Here is a 25,628-nt window from a genome sequence, read left to right on the forward strand (position 1 = left end):
CGGCCCCCGACTGGTTATCATGGCGGCGTTTCTTTGCGGACTGCCACCATGGTTGATTCTTACGACGACTCCCTCGATACGGGAGAAAAAAGCAAATCCCAGGTCAAACGCGAGCTGCATGCTCTGGTTGACCTTGGCGAGCGCCTTACAACGCTCAAGCCCGACTTGCAGGCAAAACTGCCATTGACCGACGCTTTGCGCCGGGCCCTGGCCGATGCGCCCAAGCACACCGCGAACATCGCGCGTAAACGGCACTTGCAGTTCATCGGCAAACTGATGCGCGATCAGGACACTGACGCGATTCTCACCCTGCTCGATCAACTCGACGCCTCTACCCGTCAGTACAACGAGCGTTTCCACAATCTCGAACGCTGGCGTGACCGCCTGATCGCCGGTGACGATGCCGTACTGGAGAAATTCGTCGTCGATTACCCGGACGCCGACCGCCAGCAACTGCGTTCCCTGATCCGTCAGGCCCAGCACGAGGTTGCGCAAAACAAACCTCCTGCGTCGAGCCGCAAGATCTTCAAGTACATCCGTGAGCTGGACGAGACTCAACGCGGTCTGCGCTGATATTCGCCACCGGGTGGCCGCACCGCGCGCCACCCGAAGCTCCATCCCTTCTTATGCGCCCGTGCCACCCACGGTGATCGCATCGATTTTCAGGGTCGGCTGGCCTACGCCCACCGGCACTGACTGCCCGTCCTTGCCACACGTGCCCACACCGCTGTCCAGCGCCAGATCGTTACCGACCATCGACACCCGGCTCATCGCTTCCGGACCGTTGCCGATCAACGTTGCGCCTTTGACCGGTGCAGTGATCTTGCCGTCCTCGATCAGATAAGCCTCGCTGGTGGAGAACACGAATTTGCCGCTGGTGATGTCGACCTGACCGCCGCCGAGGTTGGCGCAGTAGATGCCCTTTTTCACCGAGGCGATGATTTCCGCCGGATCGCTCTGGCCGCCGAGCATGTAAGTGTTGGTCATCCGAGGCATCGGCAGGTGCGCGTAGGATTCCCGGCGACCGTTGCCGGTGCGGGCCACGCCCATCAGCCGCGCGTTGAGCTTGTCCTGCATGTAGCCTTTGAGCACGCCGTTTTCGATCAGCGTGGTGCACTCGGTCGGGGTGCCTTCGTCGTCGACGCTCAGGGAGCCGCGACGACCGCTCAGAGTGCCGTCATCGACAATGGTGCAAAGTTTCGAGGCAACCATTTCGCCCATGCGTCCGCTGTAGGCTGAACTGCCCTTGCGGTTGAAATCGCCTTCCAGGCCGTGGCCGACCGCTTCGTGCAGCAGCACGCCGGACCATCCCGAGCCCAGAACCACCGGCAAGGTCCCGGCCGGTGCCGGAATCGCTTCCAGATTCACCAGCGCCTGACGCAACGCCTCACGGGCATAACCCATGGCACGGTCTTCGGCGAGGAAATAACGGTAGTCGGTACGCCCGCCGCCGCCATGTCCGCCGCGCTCGCGACGGCCGTTCTGCTCGACGATCACACTGACATTGAAACGCACCAGCGGACGCACATCGGCCGCCAGGCCGCCGTCGGTCGAAGCCACCAGAATCCGCTCCCAGACCCCGGCCATGCTTACGCTGACCTGCTGGATACGCGGGTCGAGGGCGCGGGTCGCCACATCGATGCGTTTGAGCAGTTCGACTTTTTCAGCGCGGCTCAAGACTTCCAGCGGGTTATCCGGCGCGTACAACTGGGCGACGTCCTGGGTGCTGAACGCCTGCACCGTGCCGTGCTGCCCGGCGCGGGAAATCGAACGGGCCGCACGGGCCGCTGCGCCGAGGGCTTCCAGGGTGATCGCGTTGCTGTAGGCAAAACCGGTTTTCTCACCGGACTGCGCACGCACGCCAACACCCTGGTCGAGGTTGAAACTGCCTTCCTTGACGATGCCGTCTTCCAGCGACCAGGACTCGGAAATCTGCCCCTGGAAATACAGGTCGGCCGCATCGATGCCTGGACCCGCCAGATCACCGAGCACGCCTTGCAGGCTCTCGATCGTCACGCCGCCGGGCGCCAACAGGTGATCACTGACTGAGGACAACAACTCGCTCATAGGTTTTACGCCTTAAATTCGTGTTCTGAAGCAGGTCGCTGTGCGCCCTGCGAAAAAAACCGCCGATGACCGGTCACCGGCATTCGCGCCCGGATGGACGCTTGTTCATTGCTGTCGCGCTCGGCCAGCAACACGGCTTCGCCTTGTTCCTGCTGCGCCAGCACGCGGCCCCACGGGTCGACAATCGCCCCGTGGCCAAAGGTTTCCCGCGGCCCCGGATGCGTTCCGCCCTGAGCTGCCGCCAGCACGTAGCACTGGGTTTCAATGGCCCGCGCGCGGATCAGTACATCCCAGTGCGCCGCCCCGGTCACCGCAGTGAAGGCCGACGGTGCGGTAATCAGTTCAGCCCCGGCAGCGCGCAGTTCGCTGTACAGCTCCGGGAAGCGCAGGTCGTAGCACACCGTCAGGCCCAATCGCCCGACCGGCGTGTCCGCGACCACCACGCCACTGCCATAAGCATAGTCATCGGATTCGCGGTAACGGCCGCGATTGTCCGCTACGTCGACATCGAACAGGTGCAACTTGTCATAGCGTGCAACGATTTCGCCCTGCTCGTTCACCAGCAGCGAGCAGGCATGGGACTTCGCCTCAGGCTGACCCACCGGCGGCAACGGCAAGGTGCCGGCCACAATCCATAACCTGAGGTCGCGGGCGGTCTGTTTCAACCACGGCAGGATCGGGCCTTCGCCGATCGCTTCGGCGCGGCCGATGTCGGCGATGTCGCGACGGCCCATGGCCGCGAAGTTTTCCGGCAACACCGCCAGCTTCGCGCCGGCGCTGGCTGCCTGTTCGAGCAAACGTCGGGCATCGCGCAGATTGGCCAGCACATCGCTCTGGCTGACCATTTGAATCACCGCTAAAGACATGGCGCACTCCGCAAGAGGTATGCGGCCATGCTACTCCATCGGTTCAGGGGCTGGCTGTTCAAAAAGGCTTGTCGAAGGTGATTTTCGGCTCTTTCCACGGGCCTTTGACGGTGTATTTGACGCTGGCGAACCGCGCCACGCGATCGCCGATCAGCTTGTCGATCAGGAACAACGCACCGCCGACGGCCGGCGCGCCGACAATCAGCGCGGCAATCGGCAGGTTGTTGGTCACAGGCAAAGTCACCAGCAATTTGGCATCTACCTTGTCGCCCACCAGATCCAGCGTGCCGTCCAGTTCCAGGTTGCTCGAGGGGCCGGTCAACTTGATTGGCTCTTTCGTCACATAAACGCCATTGGTCGCCACCAGCAAACCCTTGACCCGGTCATAGCTCAAGCCTTTGCCGAACAGGTCGGAGAAGTCGAGACGCAAACGCCGGCCAATCGAGTTGAAGTTGAGCAGGCCGAACACCCGCAACGCCTGAGCGCCGCCCTCGACTTCGACGAACTGGCCTTTGTTAAGGGACGCGTCGAGTGTGCCGGAGAAGCGCTTGGTCGCCAGCCACGCCGGCGAGCCCGGCCAGCGGCCATCGACATCCATGTGGAATTCTTCGCTGGTCACGCTCGGCGCAAAACCCCAGCCCTTGAGCACATCGGCGAGGTTCTTGCCGCCGATCCGCCCCTTGTACCAACTGGTCGTGGCACCGGGCGCTCCCTCCCAGCCACCGCTGCCCTGCAAGAGGATGCCCTTGAGGCCCAGATCGAGGTTGTTCAGGGCAATGCCCTTGCCGGTCGGTCGAACCTTGAGCGACCAGCCACCGACCAGATCCTGGCCCTGGAACAATTGATTGATGGTGATATCCAGCGCCGGAATCTTGCTGGGATCGACCGAGGCCAGTGGATCCGGCGCGTTCTCGTCGGCCTGCACCGTCGGGTCCGGCGCTGGCAATCGCACGTATTGCAGGTTCACCGCAATCGGCGCGCCCTTGGCGTCGGGAATGCCGGCCGTGCCTTTGGCCTGCTGACTGTCGAGCGCCAACGCCCAGGCACCGGACTTGCGATTCACCTGCACGGCTGCCTGATCCAGGGTGGTGCCGAAGGCGGTGAGTTTGCCGATCTTGAAATCTGCGCTGCTGAGCAACTGTTTGGCGTTGCCGCCTGGATCCTGGCCGGCGTATTTGTCCAGCAGATCCTGCCACGGCTTTACGTCCAGCTCCGACAACACGCCACGCACCCGCAGGCCTTTGCTGCCCGGCAACACCGCTTCGCCAGCGCCGAGGAACAGCTCACCCCGACCATCGGCAAAATTGCCCGGTGGCGCGGCGAAGGTGAAGTTGGCCAGTTGATCGTAATTGACCCAGTAACGCCGTTCCTGCCCCTGCAATGTCATCCGGAACACCGTGTCACGCCCGACATCGGCGGCCATACCGAACGGCGCCGGCAGATCCACCGCCACGCCTTTCAGACTGGAGCTGACCATCAATTGGCTGTCGGCACCGTCCAGATTCACTTGCAGCTGATACGGAATCGTCCCGGACACCGGCAAAGGCTGAGTCACGCCCAGCCAGTCGGTGAGTTTCTTGACCTCGACCTGTCCTGACGCCGCGACCCGGGTCTTGAGTTTGCCGGGGGCGCCGTCGGCGAAGATTTGCGCGGTCACCGGTTTGTCAAAGGCCCGGGCACTGATGTTCTGCCCGCTCAGCCCCTTGGCGCTGTCGAAGCGGAAGTCGCCCTTGAGCTGGCTCAGTTCGAGCTTCGGCTCCGCCAGCTTCAAGCGCGCATTGGCGGTTTTGAAGTCGACGAGGATTTTCGGCTGATCACCCTTGGCCAACGGCACATCGAGTTTGAGCTTGCCTTGCAGGTCACCCTCGCCTTCCCAGCCGGCAAAAGTATCGGCAGTGCCGATCGGCGCCTCCTGAAGAATCTTCAGGCCATCGCCCAGCCCGCCGGCAAAGCTGCCGTCGAGGAACATATGGCTGTGCTCGCCGCTCGGCACGTGGGGAATATTGACGAAGACATCGCTGACCTGGGTGTCGAGCAACTGACCCTTGCTGGCCAGAATCCGCACGCCGCTGTCTTCGATGAACACATCACCGTTGACCTTGCTCACGTGCGGCCAGCCTGGCTGGAACGCCAGTTCGGCGTCGTGCACCTTGAAGAACAGACTGATGCTGCGATCCGCTTCCCCGGCGTTCTTGTTCAGCGAACCCTGATACTGGAAGAAACCCTGATCCACCGCGCCCTTGAGAATCGCCGTACGCAGCCATTCATCGAGGGCCGGGCTCAGGACCTGCGGCAGGTACTTGGCGGTGTAGCGACCGTCGCCATCCACCAGACCGACCCGCAGATCCATGTAGTCTTCCTGGCTGTGGTCGAAGTGCAGGCGGATCAGGAAGTCGCCGGCAATCTTGCCTTCCTCGCCGAGCACCTTCAGGTACGGCGCGATCAGGGTGAAACCTTCTTTATCGAGCTTCCAGGTCAACCGGGCGTTGGCCTGAATGTATTGCCATGGCTTGGCGAAGATCGGATCGAGGTGCAGGACGAAGTCCTTGCTGTCCATGCGCAGCTCGCCGCCACCGAGATTGCCGGTAAGACTGCCGCTGACATTCCGTGCCGCCGGCGCGCCGTGGTAGGCATCGAAGCCGACTTGATCGAGGTTGGCGGCGAAGCTGAATTTGCTGTCGTCGGTGGCGTTCGGCCGGAAATCCAGCAGCACGTTACGCAGACCGCCGGTTACTTTCAGGCGCTCGACCACGGTGGCGACGCCTTGGGGCAAAGGTCCGAGGGCATTGAGCAAAGGCGTGATCGGCGTCAGGTCGAGCCGGTCAGCCTGCAGATGCCAGAGTTCTTCGTTCTTGTCGGTGGCGGCAGTCTGTTTGATCTGGACATGGGATTCCCAACGGGTTTCGCCGAAATTCATCGCCAGCGAATCAAGTGTGACAATGGCTCCCTCGGAACCGCGCTGGAAATAGCCATTGAGCGCCAGATTGTTGATCTGGATCGGCTTGCGTTCAGCGTAGGCGCCGGTCAGTTGCGGCGCATTGAGACGGATCGCCGCGCTCTGCAAAGCCCCCTCTCGCCAGTTGACCCACAGCTCGCCACCGGCCTTGATCTCGGAGAAATTCCATTGTTGGGTCAGGCGCTCAGGCAGCCACTTCGACCAGTCGCTCTGCGGCAGGCTGGCATAACCGTCCACTTCGCTGTTCTGCCACTGATTCGGACGAAGTCGCATGCGCAGGCTCAGCGCCACAGGCTGACCGTCGGGCAGGGTCAGGCGCGCATCGAGGCGTTGGCGGCTGGACCCGGTCTTCAGATTGAGACCGACATAAGTGAGGGTCAGCGGCGCCTGCTCCAGCGGCTGCAACGTCACCTGACTGTCGAGCACCGACAGTTGCTGAATCATTTGCATGCGGTTGAACAGTTGCTCGGGATCCATGGGCTGGTCCTGCTGCACCGGCAAGCCTTCCAGCGCCCACTTTCCGTCTTCGCCTTCCTTGAGGCTGATCTTCAGACCATTGAGTTCCAAATGGGCGATGCGCACTTCGCGGGCCAGCAGACTGGCCCAAAGATCCGGCACCGCGCGCACCCGATCCAGGCGCAGGGCATTGGCGCCGCTGCCGACCATCACGTCGTGGGCCAGCAGGATCGGGGCAAACCCGCTCCAGTTGCCTTCCAGCTCGCCGATCTGCAGCGGCATGCCCAGGGCGGCACTGGCCTTGTCTTCGATATCGGCGCGGTATTCGGCCACCAGTGGCGTGAGTTCCCGGCCGAGACTGACGTACAACGCCATCAATACCAGAACCAACGCGCACAGGCCCAGACCCCAGCGGGTCAGTGCGGCCAAAATGCGTGTCAGACGTTCCATGTCAGTTGGCTCCCATGGCAAAAATACTGCAAAAAGCTGAGGCCAGCCGTTTCAGGAAAAAGGTGATGCAGGGGTTCAGAGCAGCACCACGTCATATTGTTCCTGGGAATACATGGTTTCGACCTGAAAGCGTATGGTGCGCCCGATGAAACCTTCAAGTTCGGCCACGTTACCGGACTCTTCATCGAGCAGCCGGTCGACGACTTTCTGGTTCGCCAGCACCCGATAACCCTCGGCCTGATAGGCCCGGGCTTCACGCAGGATCTCGCGGAAAATCTCGTAGCAAATGGTTTCCGGAGTTTTCAGCTTGCCCCGGCCCTGACAGCTGCTGCACGGTTCGCACAACACTTGCTCGAGGCTTTCGCGGGTGCGCTTGCGCGTCATCTGCACCAGGCCCAACTCGGTAATGCCGATGATGTTGGTCTTGGCGTGATCGCGCTCCAGCTGTTTCTCCAGGGTACGCAGCACCTGGCGCTGATGCTCTTCGTCTTCCATGTCGATAAAGTCGATGATGATGATCCCGCCCAGATTGCGCAGGCGCATCTGCCGGGCAATCGCGGTCGCGGCTTCGAGGTTGGTCTTGAAGATGGTTTCTTCAAGATTGCGATGACCGACGAACGCCCCGGTGTTCACGTCGATGGTGGTCATGGCTTCCGCCGGATCGATGACCAGATAACCGCCGGACTTCAGCGGCACCTTCCGTTCCAGAGCTTTCTGGATTTCGTCTTCGACGCCGTACAGGTCGAAGATCGGCCGTTCACCCGGGTAGTGCTCCAGACGATCGGCGATTTCCGGCATCAGTTCGGCGACGAACTGCGTGGTTTTCTGAAAGGTTTCCCGGGAGTCGATGCGGATCTTCTCGATCTTCGGGCTGACCAGGTCGCGCAGGGTGCGCAGCGCCAGGCCGAGGTCTTCGTAGATCACACTCGGTGCGCCGATGGTCTTGATCTGCTCGTTGATCTGATCCCACAGGCGGCGCAGGTAGCGGATGTCCATCAGGATCTCATCGGCCCCGGCACCTTCGGCAGCGGTACGCAAAATGAAGCCGCCAGCCTCCTTGATGCCTTCTTTGGCCACGCAATCGCTGACCACCTGCTTGAGGCGTTCGCGCTCGGCTTCGTCTTCGATCTTCAGGGAAATGCCGACGTGGGCGGTGCGCGGCATGTACACGAGATAACGCGACGGGATCGACAGTTGCGTGGTCAGCCGCGCACCTTTGGAACCGATCGGATCCTTGGTGACTTGCACCACCAGGCTCTGGCCTTCGTGTACAAGCGCACTGATGCTTTCCACCGCAGGACCTTCGCGCAGGGAAATTTCCGAGGCGTGAATGAAGGCCGCGCGATCCAGGCCGATGTCGACGAAAGCCGCCTGCATGCCCGGCAGAACCCGCACCACCTTGCCTTTATAGATGTTGCCGACGATCCCGCGCTTTTGCGTACGCTCGACGTGCACTTCTTGCAGCACACCGTTTTCGACCACCGCCACGCGCGATTCCATCGGCGTGATGTTGATCAGAATCTCTTCACTCATGGCAGGGTCTCGTTCAGGCATGTTCACGATAATGGCCGCATCTGGTCCGTTCGACGCTTATTGCGCGTTCAGGGTTTGCCAACAGGGTATGCCGAAATGGCCGAGCAGTTCTGCGCTTTCGCACACCGGCAAGCCGACGACCGCCGAGTAACTGCCGTTGAGGCCGGCGACGAACACCGCACCGAGCCCCTGAATGCCGTAGCCACCCGCCTTGTCCCGGGGTTCGCCGCTGGCCCAGTAGGCGGCGGCTTCTTCGCGACTGATCGAACGGAACCGCACCCGACTGCGCACAACCCGCGACTCGCAGCGCTGGCCGTCGAGCACGGCAATCGCCGTCAGCACTTCATGCTCCTTGCTGGACAACATCATCAGCATGGCGCATGCATCGGCTTCGTCCACCGGTTTGCCAAGAATTTTGCCGTCCAGCACCACGGCGGTGTCGGCGCCCAGTACGCAAAACTCTAAGTCGCAAACGACGGTGCGCCGCCCTGCCTCGGCCTTGCCGCGCGCCAGGCGCTCGACGTAGGCCGATGGGGATTCATTGGCGAGAGGGGTTTCATCGATGTCCGCGCTGATGGCGGTAAACGGGATGCCGATCTGCGTGAGCAACTCACGCCGACGCGGCGATCCTGAGGCGAGGTAAAGCTTTTTCATCAAGACATCTCCCTGTTTGGTGCCCTGCCTCACAAATGCTGTTCCCTTTGGTCGGCGTCTGTTGTTGCCATACTGCGTTGCCGTTCCTCGCCATAGCACGCTATGACTCGTCACGGCGCCTTGTCTGGCAACAACAGCCGCTCGCCCAAAAAGAACTTCATTTGCGAGGCAAGGCACTGGTACGGGCAAATGCCTGACCGAATCAGTTGATTTTGTAGCGCCGGCGCAATCCACGCAAAGCGAAGCTGACCCATGGCCAGAGCAAGGCACTGACCAGTGCCGGCAGGACCAGCGCAAGGGTCGGCTGACGGTTGCCGGTCAAGGCACTGAGCCAGAGTTGTACGAGCTGGGCGAGGCCGAAGATCACCAGAATCACCAGGCTTTGCTGCCACATCGGGAACATCCGCAGGCGTTGCTGCAACGACAGCACCAGGAACGTGATCAGGGTCAGGATCAATGCATTCTGACCGAGCAGATCGCCTTGCAGCACGTCTTCGGCCAGCCCCAGGCAGAACGCCGTGACCATGCCGACCGTATGCGGCAGGTACAAAGCCCAGAAAGTCAGGAGCAAGGCCAGCCACAGCGGGCGCAGGATTTCCATGAAAATTGGCAATGGCGACACGCTGAGCAGTATGCCGACGATAAACGTCAGCCAGACGATCCAGCCGTTACGCGATGCGGTAGCTCCGACCATTATTCTTGCCTCCCGGTGGTCGCCGGCGCAGTGACAGGCGGCTTGGCCGCTGGTCGAGCAGCGGGCTGATTGGCCGGTGGCTTGCTGACCGCGGGTGTGGCTGCAGGCGGTTTGCTCGCAGCGGGTTTGGCCGGCGTGGTGCCGGCGGCAGGCGTAGCCGGCGCTGTCGTCGTGGCAGGGGTTGCGGCTGCGGCTGCGGCAGGCGGGGTGACGATTTTCGGCACCGTGGCCGGAACCACCGGACCGCCACCAAAGGCATCGAGGTTTTCCTGAGCCTGCGCGGCATCGTTGGCACGTTCTTCGGCGGTGCGGTTGTCACTGAATACCAGCAGCAGGTAGCGGCTGCGGTTCAATGCGGCGGTCGGCACGGCGCGAACAATGGCGAATGGCTGGCCGGAATCGTGGATCACTTCCTTGACCGTCGCCACCGGATAACCGGCCGGGAAACGCTGACCGAGGCCCGAACTGACCAGCAGATCACCTTCCTTGATATCGGCGGTGTCCGCCACGTGGCGCAACTCCAGACGCTCAGGGTTACCGGTGCCGCTGGCAATCGCCCGCAGACCGTTACGGTTCACTTGCACAGGAATGCTGTGGGTCGAGTCGGTCAGCAGCAGCACACGTGAGGTGTACGGCATCAGTTCGACCACCTGCCCCATCAGGCCACGAGCATCGAGCACGGGCTGACCGAGCACCACGCCATCGCGCTCGCCTTTGTTGATGATGATGCGATGGGTGAAGGGGTTGGGGTCCATGCCGATCAGCTCGGCCACTTCGACCTTCTCGTTGACCAGCGCGGAGGAATTGAGCAACTCGCGCAGACGGACGTTCTGCTCGGTGAGGGCGGCAAGCTTCTGCATGCGACCCTGCAACAGCAGGTTCTCCGACTTGAGTTTTTCATTTTCGGCGACGAGCTCGGTGCGACTGCCGAACTGGCTGGCGATACCTTCCCACAACCGTCCGGGCAGGTCAGTAATCCAGTAGGCATCCATCAGCACCAGCGAGGCCTGGCTGCGTACGGGTTTAAGCAGGCTGAAGCGCGCGTCAACGACCATCAGCGCGACCGACAGTACGGCCAGCACCAACAAGCGCACGCCCAGTGAGGGGCCCTTGGCGAAAAGCGGTTTAATAAGCCGCTCCTCCCAGGCAAATGTTCTGTTTATTCATACGGCATCAAACCGGCCTGGATGAAGACTGACAGAAGATAAACGCCAACAGGCAGCACTGCAAAGTGCTGCCTGTGCGCTCACCCACGTATTGCACCCGGCGATTATTCGCTGGAGAGCAGGTCCATGGTGTGCTTGTCCATCATTTCCAGTGCACGGCCACCACCGCGAGCGACGCAGGTCAGCGGATCTTCGGCAACGATCACCGGCAGACCGGTTTCCTGGGCCAGCAGCTTGTCGAGGTCACGCAGCAGCGCGCCACCACCGGTCAGCACCAGGCCTCGCTCGGCGATGTCGGAAGCCAGTTCCGGCGGCGATTGCTCCAGGGCACTTTTCACGGCCTGAACGATGGTTGCCAGGGACTCTTGCAGAGCTTCCAGCACTTCGTTGGAGTTCAGGGTGAATGCGCGTGGAACGCCTTCGGCCAGGTTGCGACCGCGAACGTCGACTTCGCGAACTTCGCCGCCCGGGTAGGCCGTACCGATTTCCTGCTTGATGCGCTCGGCGGTGGATTCGCCGATCAGGCTGCCGTAGTTGCGACGCACGTAGGTGATGATCGCTTCGTCGAAGCGGTCGCCGCCAACGCGTACGGATTCGGCATAGACCACACCGTTCAGGGATATCAGCGCGATTTCGGTGGTACCACCACCGATATCCACGACCATCGAACCGCGAGCTTCTTCAACCGGCAGGCCGGCACCGATCGCAGCGGCCATCGGCTCTTCGATCAGGAACACTTCACGGGCACCGGCACCAAGGGCCGATTCACGGATGGCACGACGCTCAACCTGGGTGGACTTGCATGGAACGCAGATCAGCACACGAGGGCTGGGCTGCAGAAAGCTGTTTTCGTGAACCTTGTTGATAAAGTATTGCAGCATCTTTTCGCAGACGCTGAAGTCGGCGATCACGCCGTCCTTCATCGGACGAATGGCAGCAATGTTGCCCGGCGTACGGCCGAGCATGCGCTTGGCCTCGGTGCCGACAGCGACGACACTTTTCTGGTTACCGTGTGTCCGAATGGCCACAACCGATGGCTCATTCAGGACGATACCGCGCTCGCGCACGTAAATAAGGGTGTTGGCAGTGCCCAGGTCAATGGAAAGATCGCTGGAAAACATGCCACGCAGTTTCTTGAACATGGGAAAGGGACCCTAGGCAACGCGTGGGTAAAAAAGTGCGGCAAACTCTAACAACGACAGGGATTTTGGGCAAGGCGCCAATATGTTAAATTGGCCGCTTTTCTGTGCACCAAGCCCCACAATCGCGGCCTTATGACCGTAGAAGTGCGGTAGTGTTCCGACAATCTAACACACGGACGCCGTCCGTCCTGTTTTCCACTGGAGAAACCCGATGGCGCTAGAACGCTCCGACGTGGAAAAAATCGCTCATCTGGCCAGCCTTGGCCTTAATGACGCCGATCTTCCACACATCACTTCGGCCCTCAACAGCATTCTCGGGCTGGTCGACGAAATGCAGGCGGTCGATACCGACGGTATCGAACCGCTGGCCCACCCGCTGGAAGCCAGTCAGCGCCTGCGCGCCGACGTCGTGACCGAAAGCAATAACCGCGAGGCTTATCAGTCCATCGCACCAGCGGTCGAAAACGGCCTGTACCTGGTTCCGAAAGTCATCGACTAAAGGGAAAGAGCCTGCAATGCATCAATTGACTCTGGCCGAGATCGCCCGCGGTCTCGCCGATAAAAAGTTTTCCTCCGAAGAGCTGACCAAAGTCCTGCTGGCACGCATTACCCAGCTCGATCCGCAGCTCAACAGTTTCATCAGCCTCACCGAAGAACTGGCCCTCGAGCAGGCGAAAGCCGCCGACGTGCGCCGGGCCAATGGTGAGAGCGGCGCCCTGCTCGGCGCGCCGATCGCCCATAAAGACCTGTTCTGCACCCAGGGCATCCGCACCAGCTGCGGCTCGAAGATGCTCGACAACTTCAAGGCCCCATACGACGCCACCGTGGTGTCGAAGCTGGCCGCCGCCGGCACCGTGACCCTTGGCAAGACCAACATGGACGAATTCGCCATGGGTTCGGCCAACGAGTCGAGCTGGTACGGCGCGGTGAAAAACCCGTGGAACCTGGAACACGTGCCGGGCGGTTCGTCCGGTGGTTCGGCTGCCGCGGTTGCCGCTCGTCTGTTGCCTGCCGCAACGGCCACCGACACCGGCGGTTCGATCCGTCAGCCAGCTGCATTCACCAACCTCACCGGCCTGAAACCGACCTACGGTCGCGTGTCGCGCTGGGGCATGATCGCTTACGCCTCCAGCCTCGATCAGGGCGGCCCATTGGCTCGCACCGCCGAAGACTGCGCGATTTTGTTGCAAGGTATGGCCGGCTTCGATCCGAACGACTCCACCAGCATCGATGAGCCAGTGCCAGACTACGCCGCTGGTCTTAACGGTTCGCTGCAAGGCCTGCGCATCGGTGTGCCGAAGGAATACTTCGGTGCAGGTCTCGACCCGCGCATCGCCGACCTGATCCAGAACAGCATCAAAGAGCTGCAGAAGCTCGGTGCCGTGATCAAGGAAATCAGCCTGCCGAACATGCAGCACGCGATTCCTGCGTACTACGTGATCGCCCCGGCAGAAGCCTCCTCCAACCTGTCGCGTTTCGACGGCGTGCGCTTCGGCCACCGCTGCGCAGACCCGAAGAACCTGGAAGACCTGTACAAGCGCTCCCGTGGCGAAGGTTTCGGGCCTGAAGTACAGCGCCGGATCATGGTCGGTGCCTACGCGCTGTCCGCCGGTTACTACGATGCCTACTACCTCAAAGCCCAGAAGATCCGTCGCCTGGTGAAGAACGACTTCATGACCGCATTTAATGAAGTCGACATCATCCTCGGCCCGACCACGCCAAACCCGGCCTGGAAACTCGGCGCCAAGAACAGCGACCCGGTCGCTGCCTACCTGGAAGACGTCTACACCATCACCGCCAACCTCGCGGGCCTGCCGGGTCTGTCGATGCCGGCCGGTTTTGTCGACGGTCTGCCGGTTGGCGTGCAACTGCTCGCGCCGTATTTCCAGGAAGGCCGTTTGCTCAACGTTGCGCATCAGTATCAGTTGAACACTGACTGGCACACTCGCACCCCAACCGGCTTCTGAGGAGACACACATGCAATGGGAAGTCGTGATCGGTCTGGAGATTCACACCCAGCTCACCACCCGGTCGAAAATCTTTTCCGGTAGTTCCACCCAGTTCGGTTCCGAGCCGAACACCCAGGCCAGCCTGATCGACCTGGGCATGCCCGGCGTGCTGCCGGTGCTCAACCAGGAAGCGGTGCGCATGGCGGTGATGTTCGGTCTGGCGATTGACGCCGAGATCGGTCAGCACAACGTGTTCGCCCGCAAGAACTACTTCTACCCGGACCTGCCGAAGGGCTACCAGATCAGCCAGATGGAATTGCCGATCGTCGGCAAGGGCCACCTGGACATCGCCCTGGAAGACGGCACGGTCAAACGCGTCGGTATCACCCGTGCGCACCTGGAAGAAGACGCCGGCAAGAGCCTGCACGAAGAATTCAGCGGTGCCACCGGCATCGACCTGAACCGTGCCGGCACGCCGCTGCTGGAAATCGTGTCCGAGCCGGACATGCGTAGCGCCAAGGAAGCGGTGGCCTACGTCAAGGCGATCCACGCGCTGGTACGTTACCTGGGCATCTGCGACGGCAACATGGCCGAGGGCTCGCTGCGTTGCGACTGCAACGTGTCGGTACGTCCGAAAGGCCAGGTCGAGTTCGGCACCCGCTGCGAGATCAAGAACGTCAACTCGTTCCGCTTCATCGAGAAGGCGATCAACTCCGAGATCCAGCGTCAGATCGACCTGATCGAAGACGGCGGCAAAGTGATCCAGCAGACCCGTCTGTACGATCCGAACAAGGACGAAACCCGTCCGATGCGCAGCAAAGAGGAAGCCAACGACTACCGTTACTTCCCCGATCCGGACCTGCTGCCGGTGGTCATCGAGGATTCGTTCCTCAACGACGTGCGCGCCACCCTGCCGGAGCTGCCACCGCAGAAACGCGAGCGCTTCCAGAGTGCCTTCGGTCTGTCGGCCTACGACGCCAACGTGTTGGCCACCAGCCGTGAGCAGGCGGACTACTTCGAGAAAGTCGCGAGCATCGGCGGCGACGCCAAACTGGCGGCGAACTGGGTGATGGTCGAGTTGGGCAGCCTGCTCAACAAGCAGAACCTGGACATCGAGGATTCGCCGGTTTCCGCCGAGCAACTGGGCGGCATGCTGCAGCGCATCAAGGACAACACCATCTCCGGCAAGATCGCCAAGGTGGTGTTCGAAGCGATGGCCAACGGCGAAGGCAGCGCAGACGAGATCATCGAAAAGCGCGGCCTGAAGCAGGTTACCGACACCGGCGCGATCTCGGCGGTGCTGGACGAAATGCTCGCGGCCAACGCCGAGCAGGTCGAACAATACCGCGCGGCAGACGAAGCCAAGCGCGGCAAGATGTTCGGCTTCTTCGTCGGTCAGGCCATGAAAGCCTCCAAGGGCAAGGCCAACCCGCAGCAAGTGAACGAACTGCTGAAAAGCAAGCTCGAAGGCTGACGATGGCCCCGCGCCTGAGGATCGTTCCCACGCTCTGCGTGGGAATGCCGCCTCGGACGCTCCGCGTCCATTGCGGTGTGACGCAGAGCGTCACGGGTTGCATTCCCACGCCGGAGCGTGGGAACGATCACTTGGGAGCTTATGAATGAAACGTCTGCTCGGCGCCTGCGCCCTGCTCTCCTTGCTGGCCGGTTGCGCCAGCACCGACACCATCGACCCGCACGGTTACGACCAGACCGGCGTCGCCTCCTATTACGGAGCCAAACACCACGGTAAACGTACCGCCAGCGGCGAAGCGTTCAACCAGAATTCCCTGACCGCCGCCCACTGCCAGTTGCCGTTCGGCACTCGGGTGAAGGTCACCAACCTGAAAAACGATGAATCCGTCGTGGTCCGCATCAACGACCGTGGCCCGCACACCCGTGGCCGCCTGATCGATGTTTCACGTGCGGCGGCCGAACAGCTCGGTATGCTGCGCAGTGGAACCGCCCGGGTTCGGGTGCAGGCCCTCGACGACTGATGGAGCGTCCACCATTTTCGGACTGACCGACTTGCCGCTGATCAGCGTGATCGAATTGCTCAGCGGGCTGTTCCTGCTGATCGCCGGCGCCGAACTGATGGTGCGCGCCGCCGTGCGCCTGGCCGCGCGCCTGCATGTACGACCGCTGATCATCGGCCTGACCATCGTCGCCCTCGGCAGCAGCGCCCCGCAAATGGCCGTCAGCCTGCAAGCCGTGCAGGCGCACACGCCGGACATCGCGGTCAGCAGCGTGATCGGCAGCAGCATTTTCAACATTCTTGTCACCCTCGGCCTGTCGGCGCTGATCATTCCGCTGCGGGTGTCGCGGCAACTGGTACGCCTCGACATCCCGTTGATGATCGGCGCCAGCATGCTGGTATTCGTGCTGGCGTGGAATGAAGAACTCGGGCGCCTCGACGGCATTCTGTTGCTCGGCGCCCTGGCGCTTTATCTTGGATTACTGCTGCGCCAGTCGCGGCACTCGACCCGCCCGCATTCCGATCAACCCCACGATCCGCAGGCCCCGTGGTTTACCAGTCTGCTGATGATTGTCGGCGGTCTGGGCATGCTGGTGTTCGCCGGGCACTTGCTGCTGGGTGCAGCCGTGGTCGTCGCCACTGACCTGGGATTCTCCGAGCGGGTGATTGGCCTGACCGTGGTCGCGGTCGGCACTTCGCTGCCGGAACTCGCCACCTCGCTGATCGCCGCGCTGCGCGGTCAGCGGGACATTGCAGTCGGCAACGTGATCGGCGCCAACCTGTTCAACCTGCTTGGGGTGCTGGGTTTCACCGCTTTGATCGCGCCGACACCGCTGTCGGTCTCGCCCAATGCGCTGGATTTCGACCTGCCGGTAATGCTCGGCGTCGCGTTGCTGTGCCTGCCGGTGTTCTATTCCGGCTACCGCGTGACCCGGGCCGAAGGCCTGTTGCTGCTGGGTTTGTACCTGGCGTACGGGCTGCACGTGGTGTCGTTCACCACCGGCATGCCACTGGCCGGCAAGCTCGAGCGATTGATGCTGTTTTATGTGCTGCCGACGCTGCTGACGTTTCTGTTTTTCACGTCCGTGCGCGCCTGGCACCGCCAACACCACAAGAGGGATGTGCCATGACCGAATCGAAGAAATCCGGGGTTGAAGTCCGCCGTCAGGTAATGGGCGACGCGTTTGTCGACCGCGCGCTGGGCAACGCCACCGAGTTCACCCAACCGCTGCAGGATTTCGTCAACGAACACGCCTGGGGCGGCGTGTGGAATCGCGAAGGTTTGCCGCTGAAAACCCGCAGCCTGATCACCCTTGCCGCGCTGACCGCATTGAAGTGCCCGCAGGAATTGAAGGGTCACGTGCGCGGCGCGTTGAACAATGGCTGCACGGTCGATGAGATCCGTGAAGCGCTGCTGCATTGCGCGGTGTATGCCGGCGTGCCGGCGGCGATCGATGCGTTCCGCGCGGCGCAGGAAGTGATCGACAGTTACCAGAAGCCTGAGTAACCGCCGGCCTCAGATCCACCCGCCCCACTGCAAGAAGAAGATCCCGATGTTGGTGGTGATCGCCGCCATCAACGTGGTCAGCACAATGATCGCCGCCGCCAGTTCATGATTGCCCTGCGCCGCACGGGCCATGACAAAACTGGCAGCGGCAGTCGGGCTGCCGAAGTACAGAAACAGAATCCCCAGCTCCGCCCCGCGAAAACCCCACAGCCATGCACCCAGCGTGGCGATCACCGGCAGGCCGACCATCTTCACCAGACTCGAACTGAGCGCCATGTTGCCGCTCTTGCGCAGCGCCGCCAGCGACAGCGTGCCGCCAATACAGATCAGTGCCAGCGGCAGCGTGGTCTGTGCCAGGTACTGGCCGGAGGTTTCCAGCCACCCCGGCAGACCGATCTTGAAATAAGCGAACGGCGCCGCCGCGATCACGCTGATGATCAACGGATTGCTGACCACGCTTTTGCAGATGCTCCACGGGTCCGACTTGATCACCGGGCTGTAGACCGCCAGCACGATGGTCGACAGGGTGTTGTAGAACAGGATGACCAGCGCCGCGAGAATCGCGCCGAGGGAAATCCCGTAGTCACCGTACATGCTCGCCGCCAGTGCCAGGCCGATCACCCCGTTGTTGCCGCGAAACGCGCCTTGCGTATAGATGCCGCGATCTTCACGCGGGCAGCGGAAAATCGCCCAGCCCCAGGCCACGGCAAAACTGACCAGCGTGGCGAGGGCGAAATAGATCAGCAGCGCCGGTTGCAGCGCGGCGTGCAGGTCGGCATGAAGAATGCCGAGAAACAGCAGCGCCGGCATGGTGACGTTGAACACCAGCGACGAAGCGGTGTGGATAAAGTTGTCGTTGATCCAGTCGATGCGCTTGAGCAGCACACCGAGAAACAGCATGGCAAACACCGGCGCGGTGATGTTCAGGGTTTCGAGGAAGATTGCCAGCATGCCGGGGAGCCTTGGAGGTGAGCGTCGTTAGGGGGCTAATGATAAGCCAAAACCTTCAAAAGCCCCTCATCGGAGCGCCGCCCGCCTAACCCTCTCCCGGAGGGAGAGGGGACTGATCCGGGGATGCTCCAGAAAATTATCGACCTGAAACTACGTCGCCGAATCCATAATCAATTCGATTTTTCAGGTCGATGTAAAACGAAAGACAACTCGGTCAGCCCCCTCTCCCCCCGGGAGAGGGTTGGGGTGAGGGCATGGCCAGTACAGGCACCACACCCCTCAAGCAGATCAAGTAATCGGCGCCGGATTGAACAACGTAATGTCGTTATGCAGCTTGTGCTTCTCCGCCCACGTCTGCTGCTTGCCGCTCGCCACATCCAGGTAGTAGTGGAACAACTCCCAGCCCAACTCCTCGATGCTCGCGCGCCCAGTAGCAATCCGCCCGGCATCGATATCGATCAGATCCGGCCAGCGCTGCGCCAGTTCGGTACGAGTCGAAACCTTCACCACCGGCGCCATGGCCAGACCATAAGGCGTGCCACGACCGGTGGTGAACACGTGCAGGTTCATCCCCGCCGCCAGTTGCAACGTACCGCAGACAAAATCACTCGCCGGCGTCGCACAGAAAATCAAACCCTTCTGCTTGAAGCGCTCCCCCGGGCCGAGCACACCGCTGATCGCGCTGCTGCCGGACTTCACGATCGAGCCCAACGACTTCTCGACGATATTCGACAACCCGCCCTTCTTGTTGCCCGGCGTGGTGTTCGCGCTGCGATCCGCTTCGCCCTTGGCCAGATAACGGTCGTACCAGTCCATCTCGCGCACCAGTTCCTCGGCAACGGTTTTGCTCTGCGCCCGAGAGGTCAGCAGGTAAATCGCATCACGCACTTCGGTGACTTCGGAAAACATCACCGTCGCGCCCGCCCGCAGCAGCAAGTCTGAGGCGTAACCCAGCGCCGGGTTGGCGGTGATGCCGGAAAACGCATCGCTGCCGCCGCACTGCATACCGAGGATCAGCTCGGACGCCGGCACGGTTTCCCGGCGGCGCTGGTCGAGCTTCTTCAGGCGGACTTCGGCCAGTTCCATGATCTGCTCGATCATCTCGGTGAAACCGTGACTGGAATCCTGCAAGCGATACAGCCACGGCTCGCTCAGATCAACCGACGCATCGTCTTCATGCATCACCTGCCCGGCCTGCAATTTCTCGCAGCCCAGACTGATCACCAGCGCCTCGCCACCGAGGTTCGGGTTGCGCGCCAGATTGCGCACGGTGCGGATCGGGATGTAGGCGTCGGTGGCCGTAATGGCCACGCCGCAACCGTAACTGTGGGTCAGCGCCACCACGTCATCGACGTGCGGGTACTTGGGCAACAGTTCGTCCTTGATCCGCTTCACCGCGTGATCCAGCACCCCGGTGACACATTGCACAGTGGTGGTGATCCCGAGGATGTTGCGCGTGCCGACAGTGCCGTCGGCGTTGCGATATCCCTCGAACGTGAAGCCTTCCAGGGGCGCCTGGGCGTCCGGCACTTCGGTGGACAGCGGCAGGCTGTCCAGCGGTGGCGCGGTCGGCATGCGCAGTTGATCTTCCCTGACCCAACTGCCACGGGGAATCGGCTGCAACGCGTAGCCGATGATCTGGCCGTAGCGAATCACCGTGCCGCCCTCGGGGATATCCACGAGGCTGACCTTGTGACTCTGCGGCACGAAATCCACCGTCACCAGGCCATCGGCAAATGCGGTGCCGGCCGGCACGCCCTGGTCGTTGACCACTACCACTACGTTGTCCCGCTCGTGCAGGCGGATGTAGCGCGGCGAGTCGGAATGTTCAATCAACTGCATGACGCCGCTCCTCAGGAATGCGCTTGAGACAATTTGCCGGTGGCTTCGGAACCGCCCTGGGTTGGCGGCTCTTTAAGGACCACACGTTTGATCGGGCCGACGATCACCAGGTAGCTGAACACCGCCACGAGTGCGTTGGCACCGACGAACACCAGCGCCCATTTGAACGAGCCGGTCGAACTGATGATGTAACCGATGACGATCGGAGTGGTGATCGAGGCGATGTTGCCGAAGGTGTTGAACAGGCCACCGCTCAGACCGGCGATCTGTTTCGGCGAAGTGTCGGACACCACCGCCCAGCCCAGCGCGCCCACGCCTTTGCCGAAGAATGCCAGGGCCATGAAGCCGACCACCATCCATTCAACGTCGACATAGTTGCACGCCACGATGCTGCTCGAAACCAGCAGACCGGCAATGATCGGCGCCTTGCGGGCAAAGGTCAGCGAATGGCCCTTGCGCAGCAGGTAATCGGAAATCACCCCGCCGAGCACGCCGCCGATAAAGCCGCAGATCGCCGGCAACGAGGCGATGAAACCGGCCTTGAGGATGGTCATGCCGCGTTCCTGCACCAGGTACACCGGGAACCAGGTCAGGAAGAAATAGGTGATGCCGTTGATGCAGTACTGGCCCAGGTAAACGCCGAGCATCATGCGATTGGTCAGCAACTGGCGGATGTAATCCCACTTCGGACCGTCAGCCTTTTTGCCTTGTTTCTGGTCCATGTCGACCATGCCGCCGTTGTCGGCGATGAACTTCACTTCCGCTTCGTTGGCCATCGGGTGTTGGCGCGGGCTGTGGATAACCTTGAGCCAGACCAGCGAGAACACGATGCCGAGCAGGCCCATGACGATGAACACGTGCTCCCAGCCAAAGGAGAACACGATCCAGCCCATCAGCGGCGCGAACAACACGGTGGCGAAGTATTGCGCCGAGTTGAAGATCGCCGAAGCAGTGCCGCGCTCGGCGGTCGGGAACCAGGCCGCCACAATGCGTGCGTTGCCGGGGAACGATGGCGCCTCGGCCAGACCCACCAGGAAGCGCAGCATGAACAGCGCGACGATGGCCGTGGACATGCCGAATTCACCGACGAAGCCTTGCAGCACGGTGAACAGCGACCAGGTGAAAATGCTCAGGGCATAGACTTTTTTCGAGCCGAAGCGATCGAGCAGCCAGCCGCCGGGAATTTGCCCGGCCACGTAGGCCCAACCGAAAGCAGAGAAGATGTAGCCGAGGGTGACCGCGTCGATGCCGAGGTCTTTTTGCAAACTGGAACCGGCGATCGCGATGGTGGCGCGGTCGGCGTAGTTGATCGTGGTCACCAGAAACAGCATGAGCAGGATCAAATAGCGGACGTGAGTCGGCTTGGACGATTGCATGTAGATGTACTCCCACTGATTATTTTTATGCGGGTAAAACATTCTTTGGTCTTGTGCCGCGCAGGGCCTCAGGCGAAGGCCCGGCGCGGGTGCAGCGATTTACGAACCGATGTAGCTGGTCTTCACGACCGTGTAGAACTCTTGCGCATAGCGGCCTTGCTCACGTGAGCCATAGGATGAACCCTTACGGCCACCGAACGGAACGTGGTAATCGACACCGGCGGTCGGCAGGTTGACCATCACCATCCCGGCCTGGGAATGACGCTTGAAGTGGTTGGCGTACTTCAGCGACGTGGTGGCGATACCCGCCGACAGACCGAATTCGGTGTCGTTGGCCATGGCCAGTGCAGCCTCGTAATCGGCCACGCGAACGATGTTGGCCACCGGGCCGAAGATCTCTTCGCGGCTGATGCGCATCGACGCTTCGCTGTCGGCAAACAGGGTCGGCGCAAGGAAGTAACCCTCGGTGTCGCAGGTCACCAGACCACCGCCGCTGACCAGACGCGCACCTTCGGACTGACCGATGTCGATGTACTTCATGTCCTGTTCAAGCTGCGCTTGCGAAACCACCGGACCGATATCGGTGCCGGTCTTCAGCGCGTGGCCGACCTTGATCGACTTCATGCGCTCGGCCATGGCTTCGACGAACTTGTCGTGAATCCCGGCAGTGACGATCAATCGGCTCGAAGCCGTGCAACGCTGGCCAGTGGAGTAGAACGCGCTCTGCACCGACAGCTCGACCGCCTGCTTGAGGTCGGCGTCGTCGAGAATGATCTGCGGGTTCTTGCCGCCCATCTCCAACTGAACCTTGGCCTGGCGCGACACGCAATTGACCGCGATCTGCCGACCCACACCGACAGAGCCGGTGAAGCTGATGCCGTCGACTTTCGGGCTGTTGACCAACGCTTCGCCAACCACGCGGCCGCTGCCCATCACCAGGTTGAACACGCCGGCAGGGAAACCTGCGCGGGAGATGATTTCAGCCAGGGCCCAGGCGCAACCCGGCACCAGATCCGCTGGCTTCAACACCACGCAGTTGCCGTAGGCCAGGGCCGGGGCGATTTTCCACGACGGGATGGCAATCGGGAAGTTCCACGGGGTGATCAGGCCGACCACACCCAGGGCTTCGCGGGTGACTTCGACGTTGACGCCCGGACGCACCGACGGCACGTAGTCGCCGGACAGGCGCAGGCACTCGCCAGCGAAGAACTTGAAGATGTTGCCGGCGCGGGTCACTTCGCCGATGGCTTCGGGCAAGGTCTTGCCCTCTTCCCGGGCCAGCAGGGTGCCGAGCTCTTCGCGGCGGGCGAGGATTTCGGTGCCGACTTTGTCCAGCGAATCGTGACGGGCCTGAATGCCCGAGGTCGACCACGCCGGGAACGCGGCGCGCGCGGCGTCAATGGCGGCGTTGACCTGAGCCAGGTCAGCCTTGGCGTAATCGCCGATGGTGTCGCTCAGTTCGGACGGGTTGATGTTCGCCGAGTAATCGTTACCGGCGACCCATTCACCGTTGATGTAGTTGTCATAGCGCTTGGTCACGAATCATTCTCCTGACGCAAAAGGCCGCTGATTGCTCAGCGGCCTTGTTTATAGAGGTGTGTTACTGCGCACCTTGCTTGTCGATCAGCGCAGCGAGCATTTCGTACTCTTCGCCGGTCAGGTCAGTCAGCGGCGCCCGCACCGGGCCTGCGTCATAGCCGGCGATCTTGGCGCCTGCCTTGACGATGCTCACGGCGTAACCGGCCTTGCGGTTGCGGATATCCAGGTACGGCAGGAAGAAGTCGTCGATGATCTTGCCGACGGTGGCGTGATCTTCGCGGGCAATCGCGTGGTAGAAGTCCATCGCGGTTTTCGGGATGAAGTTGAACACCGCCGACGAGTAGACCGGCACGCCCAGGGCCTTGTAGGCAGCAGCGTAGACTTCGGCGGTCGGCAGACCACCGAGGTAGCTGAAGCGATCGCCGAGACGACGACGGATCGACACCATCAGCTCGATATCACCCAGACCGTCCTTGTAACCGATCAGGTTCGGGCAGCGTTCGGCCAGACGCTCCAGCAGCGGCGCGGTCAGGCGGCAGACGTTGCGGTTGTACACCACCACACCGATGTTGACCGATTTGCACACCGCTTCAACGTGGGCGGCGACACCGTCCTGGCTGGCTTCGGTCAGGTAGTGCGGCAGCAGCAACAGACCTTTGGCGCCCAGACGCTCGGCTTCCTGAGCGTATTCGATGGCCTGGCGGGTCGAACCACCGACACCGGCGAGGATCGGCACGCTGCTGGCGCAGGTGTCGACGGCAGTCTTGATGATTTCCGAGTATTCGCTGGCAGCCAGGGAGAAGAATTCACCGGTGCCACCGGCGGCGAACAGGGCTGAAGCACCGTACGGGGCCAGCCATTCCAGGCGTTTGATGTAGCCAGCGCGGTTGAAATCGCCCTGGGCATTGAAATCGGTCACCGGGAACGAGAGCAGGCCGGCGGAGAGGATGGACTTCAGTTCTTGTGGATTCATTATTCGAACACCCTGGTAGCAACGTTTTTTTGTGAGTGGACCGTTCAGCCTTCGCCGAAGTTGTAGGTCATCGTACAACTTAAAATATAACCGTCAACTGCATTTCATCGTTGGAGGGCATTTTTGTCGGACAGGATTTCTTTTTGACGTAGGAAATTTCTCGACTAGGCTGAACTTAACTGTATATACGTACAGTTAAATACAACCTGCCGACGACATATCAAGGAGAAAGAAATGTCCGGTCTACAAACAAAATGCCCCGAAAAACCTGCACCGGTCATCGCTCGTTTTGATGACTTGTTTACCCCCGGCGGCATCGCGTTCAATGCCGAAAACCCGCACTTGCTGTTGCACACCGCCGACTCGCACAGCGATGTCGAACCCGTGACCACCCTGCCCGCTCAAGCCTTGAAAGGCAAGCCGCAACTGCGCTTCGAAGGTGCGGAACACACGGCTATCGGCGATAACACCCAGCTGCGTTTCGTTGAAAATGCCGAGCCGGTACTCGCGCAAAACGTGCCCCTGCATCTGCCGAACGGGTTGGCGCTGACCTACGGCCAGGTGCTGGCACTGGGTGGTGATTTCTATGGAATCGTCGACCGCCCGATCAATGAAGGATCGACCCCGGCTGATCGCCTTCAGCGCTTCACGGCAGCCTTCGACAGCCTCGCAGCGCTGCCCGCTTCTAAAGTTGAAGCGACGCAAATTCTCGCGATCATGCAAAAAGAGATCGACGCGGTTAAACAGGCAATCAAGGACGGCAAGCAGCCTCATGAGGCCTACGACGCGTTAGGAGATACGTTGTCGGAAGAGTGGAACAAAATCACCGGCGGCGGCAGTTTCGTCTCGGCGCTGTTTCCGCTCGGTCGCTATCTGAAACTGGCGGCGAACAACGCCGACCATTTCGGCGAATGGGCCCGACAAGCCTACATCGCCGGGCACACCGTTGCCCTGCAAAACGCCGCTGCCGCCCACGCCAGCCAAGACGAACTGCAACTGGAACGGGCCTACGCGATGAACGCTTTTGCCGACCACTACCTCACCGACCTGTTCTCCTCCGGACATTTGCGAGTGCCGCGCAAGGCCATGGCCGCCGCGGTGACGCCGAGTGACCTGGGCTCGTTGATCACCCGCTTCATGCACGACGAAGACAGCAAGTTCGGCCTCAAGGTACGCAACGGCCATGGCGAGCAATGGCGGGCGTTCGGTGACAAGCGCTACTTCGATGCCACGGATGCCGACAACCGCAATCAGGTGAATCAAGCCGTACAGGATTCGGCGGACGAGGTGTATGCCGCGTATTCAAGCGGCAACGTGCCGACCACCTTCAACGCGCTGCAACGGCTGCCGGATCTGACCGCCGTGCTGGACCCGGCCAACAACTTCTCGCCACTGTTCCGCGTCGAGGGCAACAAAGTCCTGCGGCGCAAGGACGTCAACAACCTCAACGACACCGCCACCGTCGACGACTGGTGGGGCTGGAGCACTTACCTGCTGCTCAAGGACTATCACCCAACCGGCAACACGAATTAAGG

General features: G+C 61.5%; 21 protein-coding genes. 8 read left to right on the plus strand and 13 right to left on the minus strand.

The window, feature by feature from the left end; translation table 11 throughout:
- The first annotated feature begins 48 nt into the window (after window positions 1-48).
- Window positions 49-573 (plus strand): ribosome biogenesis factor YjgA, encoded by a 525-nt coding sequence (gene yjgA, locus ACKUG4_RS08215; protein ID WP_007953598.1) that lies wholly within the window; start codon window positions 49-51, stop codon window positions 571-573.
- 51 nt (window positions 574-624) lie between these two features.
- Here yjgA and tldD read toward each other — a convergent pair whose 3' ends face one another.
- From tldD to mreB, 8 genes are all read right to left on the minus strand, one after another.
- A complete protein-coding gene (gene tldD, locus ACKUG4_RS08220) occupies window positions 625-2,067 on the minus strand; it encodes a metalloprotease TldD (protein ID WP_445433788.1) in 1,443 nt (480 codons plus the stop codon).
- A 5-nt stretch (window positions 2,068-2,072) separates the two neighbouring features.
- Window positions 2,073-2,933 carry a carbon-nitrogen hydrolase family protein gene (locus ACKUG4_RS08225; RefSeq protein WP_445433789.1) on the minus strand — a complete coding sequence of 287 codons (861 nt, stop codon included), beginning with the start codon at window positions 2,931-2,933 and terminating at the stop codon, window positions 2,073-2,075.
- Window positions 2,934-2,991: 58 nt separating this feature from the next.
- Window positions 2,992-6,795, minus strand: coding sequence for a YhdP family protein (locus ACKUG4_RS08230; RefSeq protein WP_445433790.1), 3,804 nt, complete (start codon window positions 6,793-6,795; stop codon window positions 2,992-2,994).
- 75 nt (window positions 6,796-6,870) lie between these two features.
- Complete coding sequence (gene rng, locus ACKUG4_RS08235) at window positions 6,871-8,328, minus strand: ribonuclease G (RefSeq protein ID WP_007953605.1); 1,458 nt, start codon at window positions 8,326-8,328, stop codon at window positions 6,871-6,873.
- 57 nt (window positions 8,329-8,385) lie between these two features.
- Window positions 8,386-8,982 carry a Maf family protein gene (locus ACKUG4_RS08240; RefSeq protein ID WP_445433791.1) on the minus strand — a complete coding sequence of 199 codons (597 nt, stop codon included), beginning with the start codon at window positions 8,980-8,982 and terminating at the stop codon, window positions 8,386-8,388.
- Window positions 8,983-9,184: 202 nt separating this feature from the next.
- Complete coding sequence (mreD, locus tag ACKUG4_RS08245; RefSeq protein WP_064593386.1) at window positions 9,185-9,676, minus strand: rod shape-determining protein MreD; 492 nt, start codon at window positions 9,674-9,676, stop codon at window positions 9,185-9,187.
- Window positions 9,676-10,806, minus strand: coding sequence for a rod shape-determining protein MreC (gene mreC, locus ACKUG4_RS08250; RefSeq protein WP_221399659.1), 1,131 nt, complete (start codon window positions 10,804-10,806; stop codon window positions 9,676-9,678). Before mreC ends, mreD begins: the two co-directional genes overlap by 1 nt.
- A gap of 140 nt (window positions 10,807-10,946) precedes the next feature.
- The gene (mreB, locus tag ACKUG4_RS08255; protein ID WP_002555108.1) at window positions 10,947-11,984 is read right to left on the minus strand and encodes a rod shape-determining protein MreB; all 1,038 of its coding nucleotides are present in this window, start codon (window positions 11,982-11,984) and stop codon (window positions 10,947-10,949) included.
- Between the two features lie 211 nt (window positions 11,985-12,195).
- On the opposite strand from mreB, the gene gatC reads away from it, so the two are divergent.
- The 6 genes from gatC to ACKUG4_RS08285 all read left to right on the plus strand — a co-directional run bounded on the left by gatC (window position 12,196) and on the right by ACKUG4_RS08285 (window position 17,412).
- Window positions 12,196-12,483 carry an Asp-tRNA(Asn)/Glu-tRNA(Gln) amidotransferase subunit GatC gene (gatC, locus tag ACKUG4_RS08260; protein ID WP_085698446.1) on the plus strand — a complete coding sequence of 96 codons (288 nt, stop codon included), beginning with the start codon at window positions 12,196-12,198 and terminating at the stop codon, window positions 12,481-12,483.
- Window positions 12,484-12,499: 16 nt separating this feature from the next.
- Window positions 12,500-13,951, plus strand: a complete 1,452-nt coding sequence (gene gatA, locus ACKUG4_RS08265) for an Asp-tRNA(Asn)/Glu-tRNA(Gln) amidotransferase subunit GatA (RefSeq protein WP_134334065.1) — start codon at window positions 12,500-12,502, stop codon at window positions 13,949-13,951.
- A 10-nt stretch (window positions 13,952-13,961) separates the two neighbouring features.
- On the plus strand, window positions 13,962-15,407 hold the full coding sequence (gene gatB / locus ACKUG4_RS08270; RefSeq protein ID WP_039769265.1) for an Asp-tRNA(Asn)/Glu-tRNA(Gln) amidotransferase subunit GatB: 1,446 nt from the start codon (window positions 13,962-13,964) through the stop codon (window positions 15,405-15,407).
- A 145-nt stretch (window positions 15,408-15,552) separates the two neighbouring features.
- Entirely contained in the window at window positions 15,553-15,927 is a 375-nt protein-coding gene (locus ACKUG4_RS08275; RefSeq protein ID WP_445433792.1) for a septal ring lytic transglycosylase RlpA family protein, read from the plus strand.
- A 46-nt stretch (window positions 15,928-15,973) separates the two neighbouring features.
- Window positions 15,974-17,035 (plus strand): calcium/sodium antiporter, encoded by a 1,062-nt coding sequence (locus tag ACKUG4_RS08280; RefSeq protein ID WP_445433849.1) that lies wholly within the window; start codon window positions 15,974-15,976, stop codon window positions 17,033-17,035.
- Complete coding sequence (locus ACKUG4_RS08285) at window positions 17,032-17,412, plus strand: carboxymuconolactone decarboxylase family protein (protein ID WP_011332452.1); 381 nt, start codon at window positions 17,032-17,034, stop codon at window positions 17,410-17,412. Before ACKUG4_RS08280 ends, ACKUG4_RS08285 begins: the two co-directional genes overlap by 4 nt.
- Before the next feature lie 9 nt (window positions 17,413-17,421).
- On the opposite strand, the gene ACKUG4_RS08290 is transcribed toward ACKUG4_RS08285, so the two are convergent.
- The 5 genes from ACKUG4_RS08290 to kdgD form a co-directional block, all read right to left on the minus strand.
- Window positions 17,422-18,363 (minus strand): AEC family transporter, encoded by a 942-nt coding sequence (locus ACKUG4_RS08290; RefSeq protein ID WP_007953620.1) that lies wholly within the window; start codon window positions 18,361-18,363, stop codon window positions 17,422-17,424.
- 288 nt (window positions 18,364-18,651) lie between these two features.
- Entirely contained in the window at window positions 18,652-20,205 is a 1,554-nt protein-coding gene (gene garD, locus ACKUG4_RS08295; RefSeq protein WP_064593380.1) for a galactarate dehydratase, read from the minus strand.
- 11 nt (window positions 20,206-20,216) lie between these two features.
- On the minus strand, window positions 20,217-21,581 hold the full coding sequence (locus tag ACKUG4_RS08300) for an MFS transporter (RefSeq protein WP_039769701.1): 1,365 nt from the start codon (window positions 21,579-21,581) through the stop codon (window positions 20,217-20,219).
- A 99-nt stretch (window positions 21,582-21,680) separates the two neighbouring features.
- Window positions 21,681-23,120 (minus strand): aldehyde dehydrogenase family protein, encoded by a 1,440-nt coding sequence (locus ACKUG4_RS08305; protein ID WP_445433793.1) that lies wholly within the window; start codon window positions 23,118-23,120, stop codon window positions 21,681-21,683.
- A gap of 61 nt (window positions 23,121-23,181) precedes the next feature.
- Window positions 23,182-24,093, minus strand: a complete 912-nt coding sequence (kdgD, locus tag ACKUG4_RS08310; protein ID WP_011332448.1) for a 5-dehydro-4-deoxyglucarate dehydratase — start codon at window positions 24,091-24,093, stop codon at window positions 23,182-23,184.
- Window positions 24,094-24,327: 234 nt separating this feature from the next.
- Between kdgD and ACKUG4_RS08315 the strand changes: the two genes are divergently transcribed.
- The gene (locus tag ACKUG4_RS08315) at window positions 24,328-25,626 is read left to right on the plus strand and encodes a phospholipase (protein ID WP_445433794.1); all 1,299 of its coding nucleotides are present in this window, start codon (window positions 24,328-24,330) and stop codon (window positions 25,624-25,626) included.
- The last annotated feature ends 2 nt before the right edge of the window (window positions 25,627-25,628 follow it).

It is taken from the genome of Candidatus Pseudomonas auctus (assembly GCF_048654275.1).
GTDB classification, from domain to species: Bacteria; Pseudomonadota; Gammaproteobacteria; order Pseudomonadales; family Pseudomonadaceae; genus Aquipseudomonas; species Aquipseudomonas pharyngis.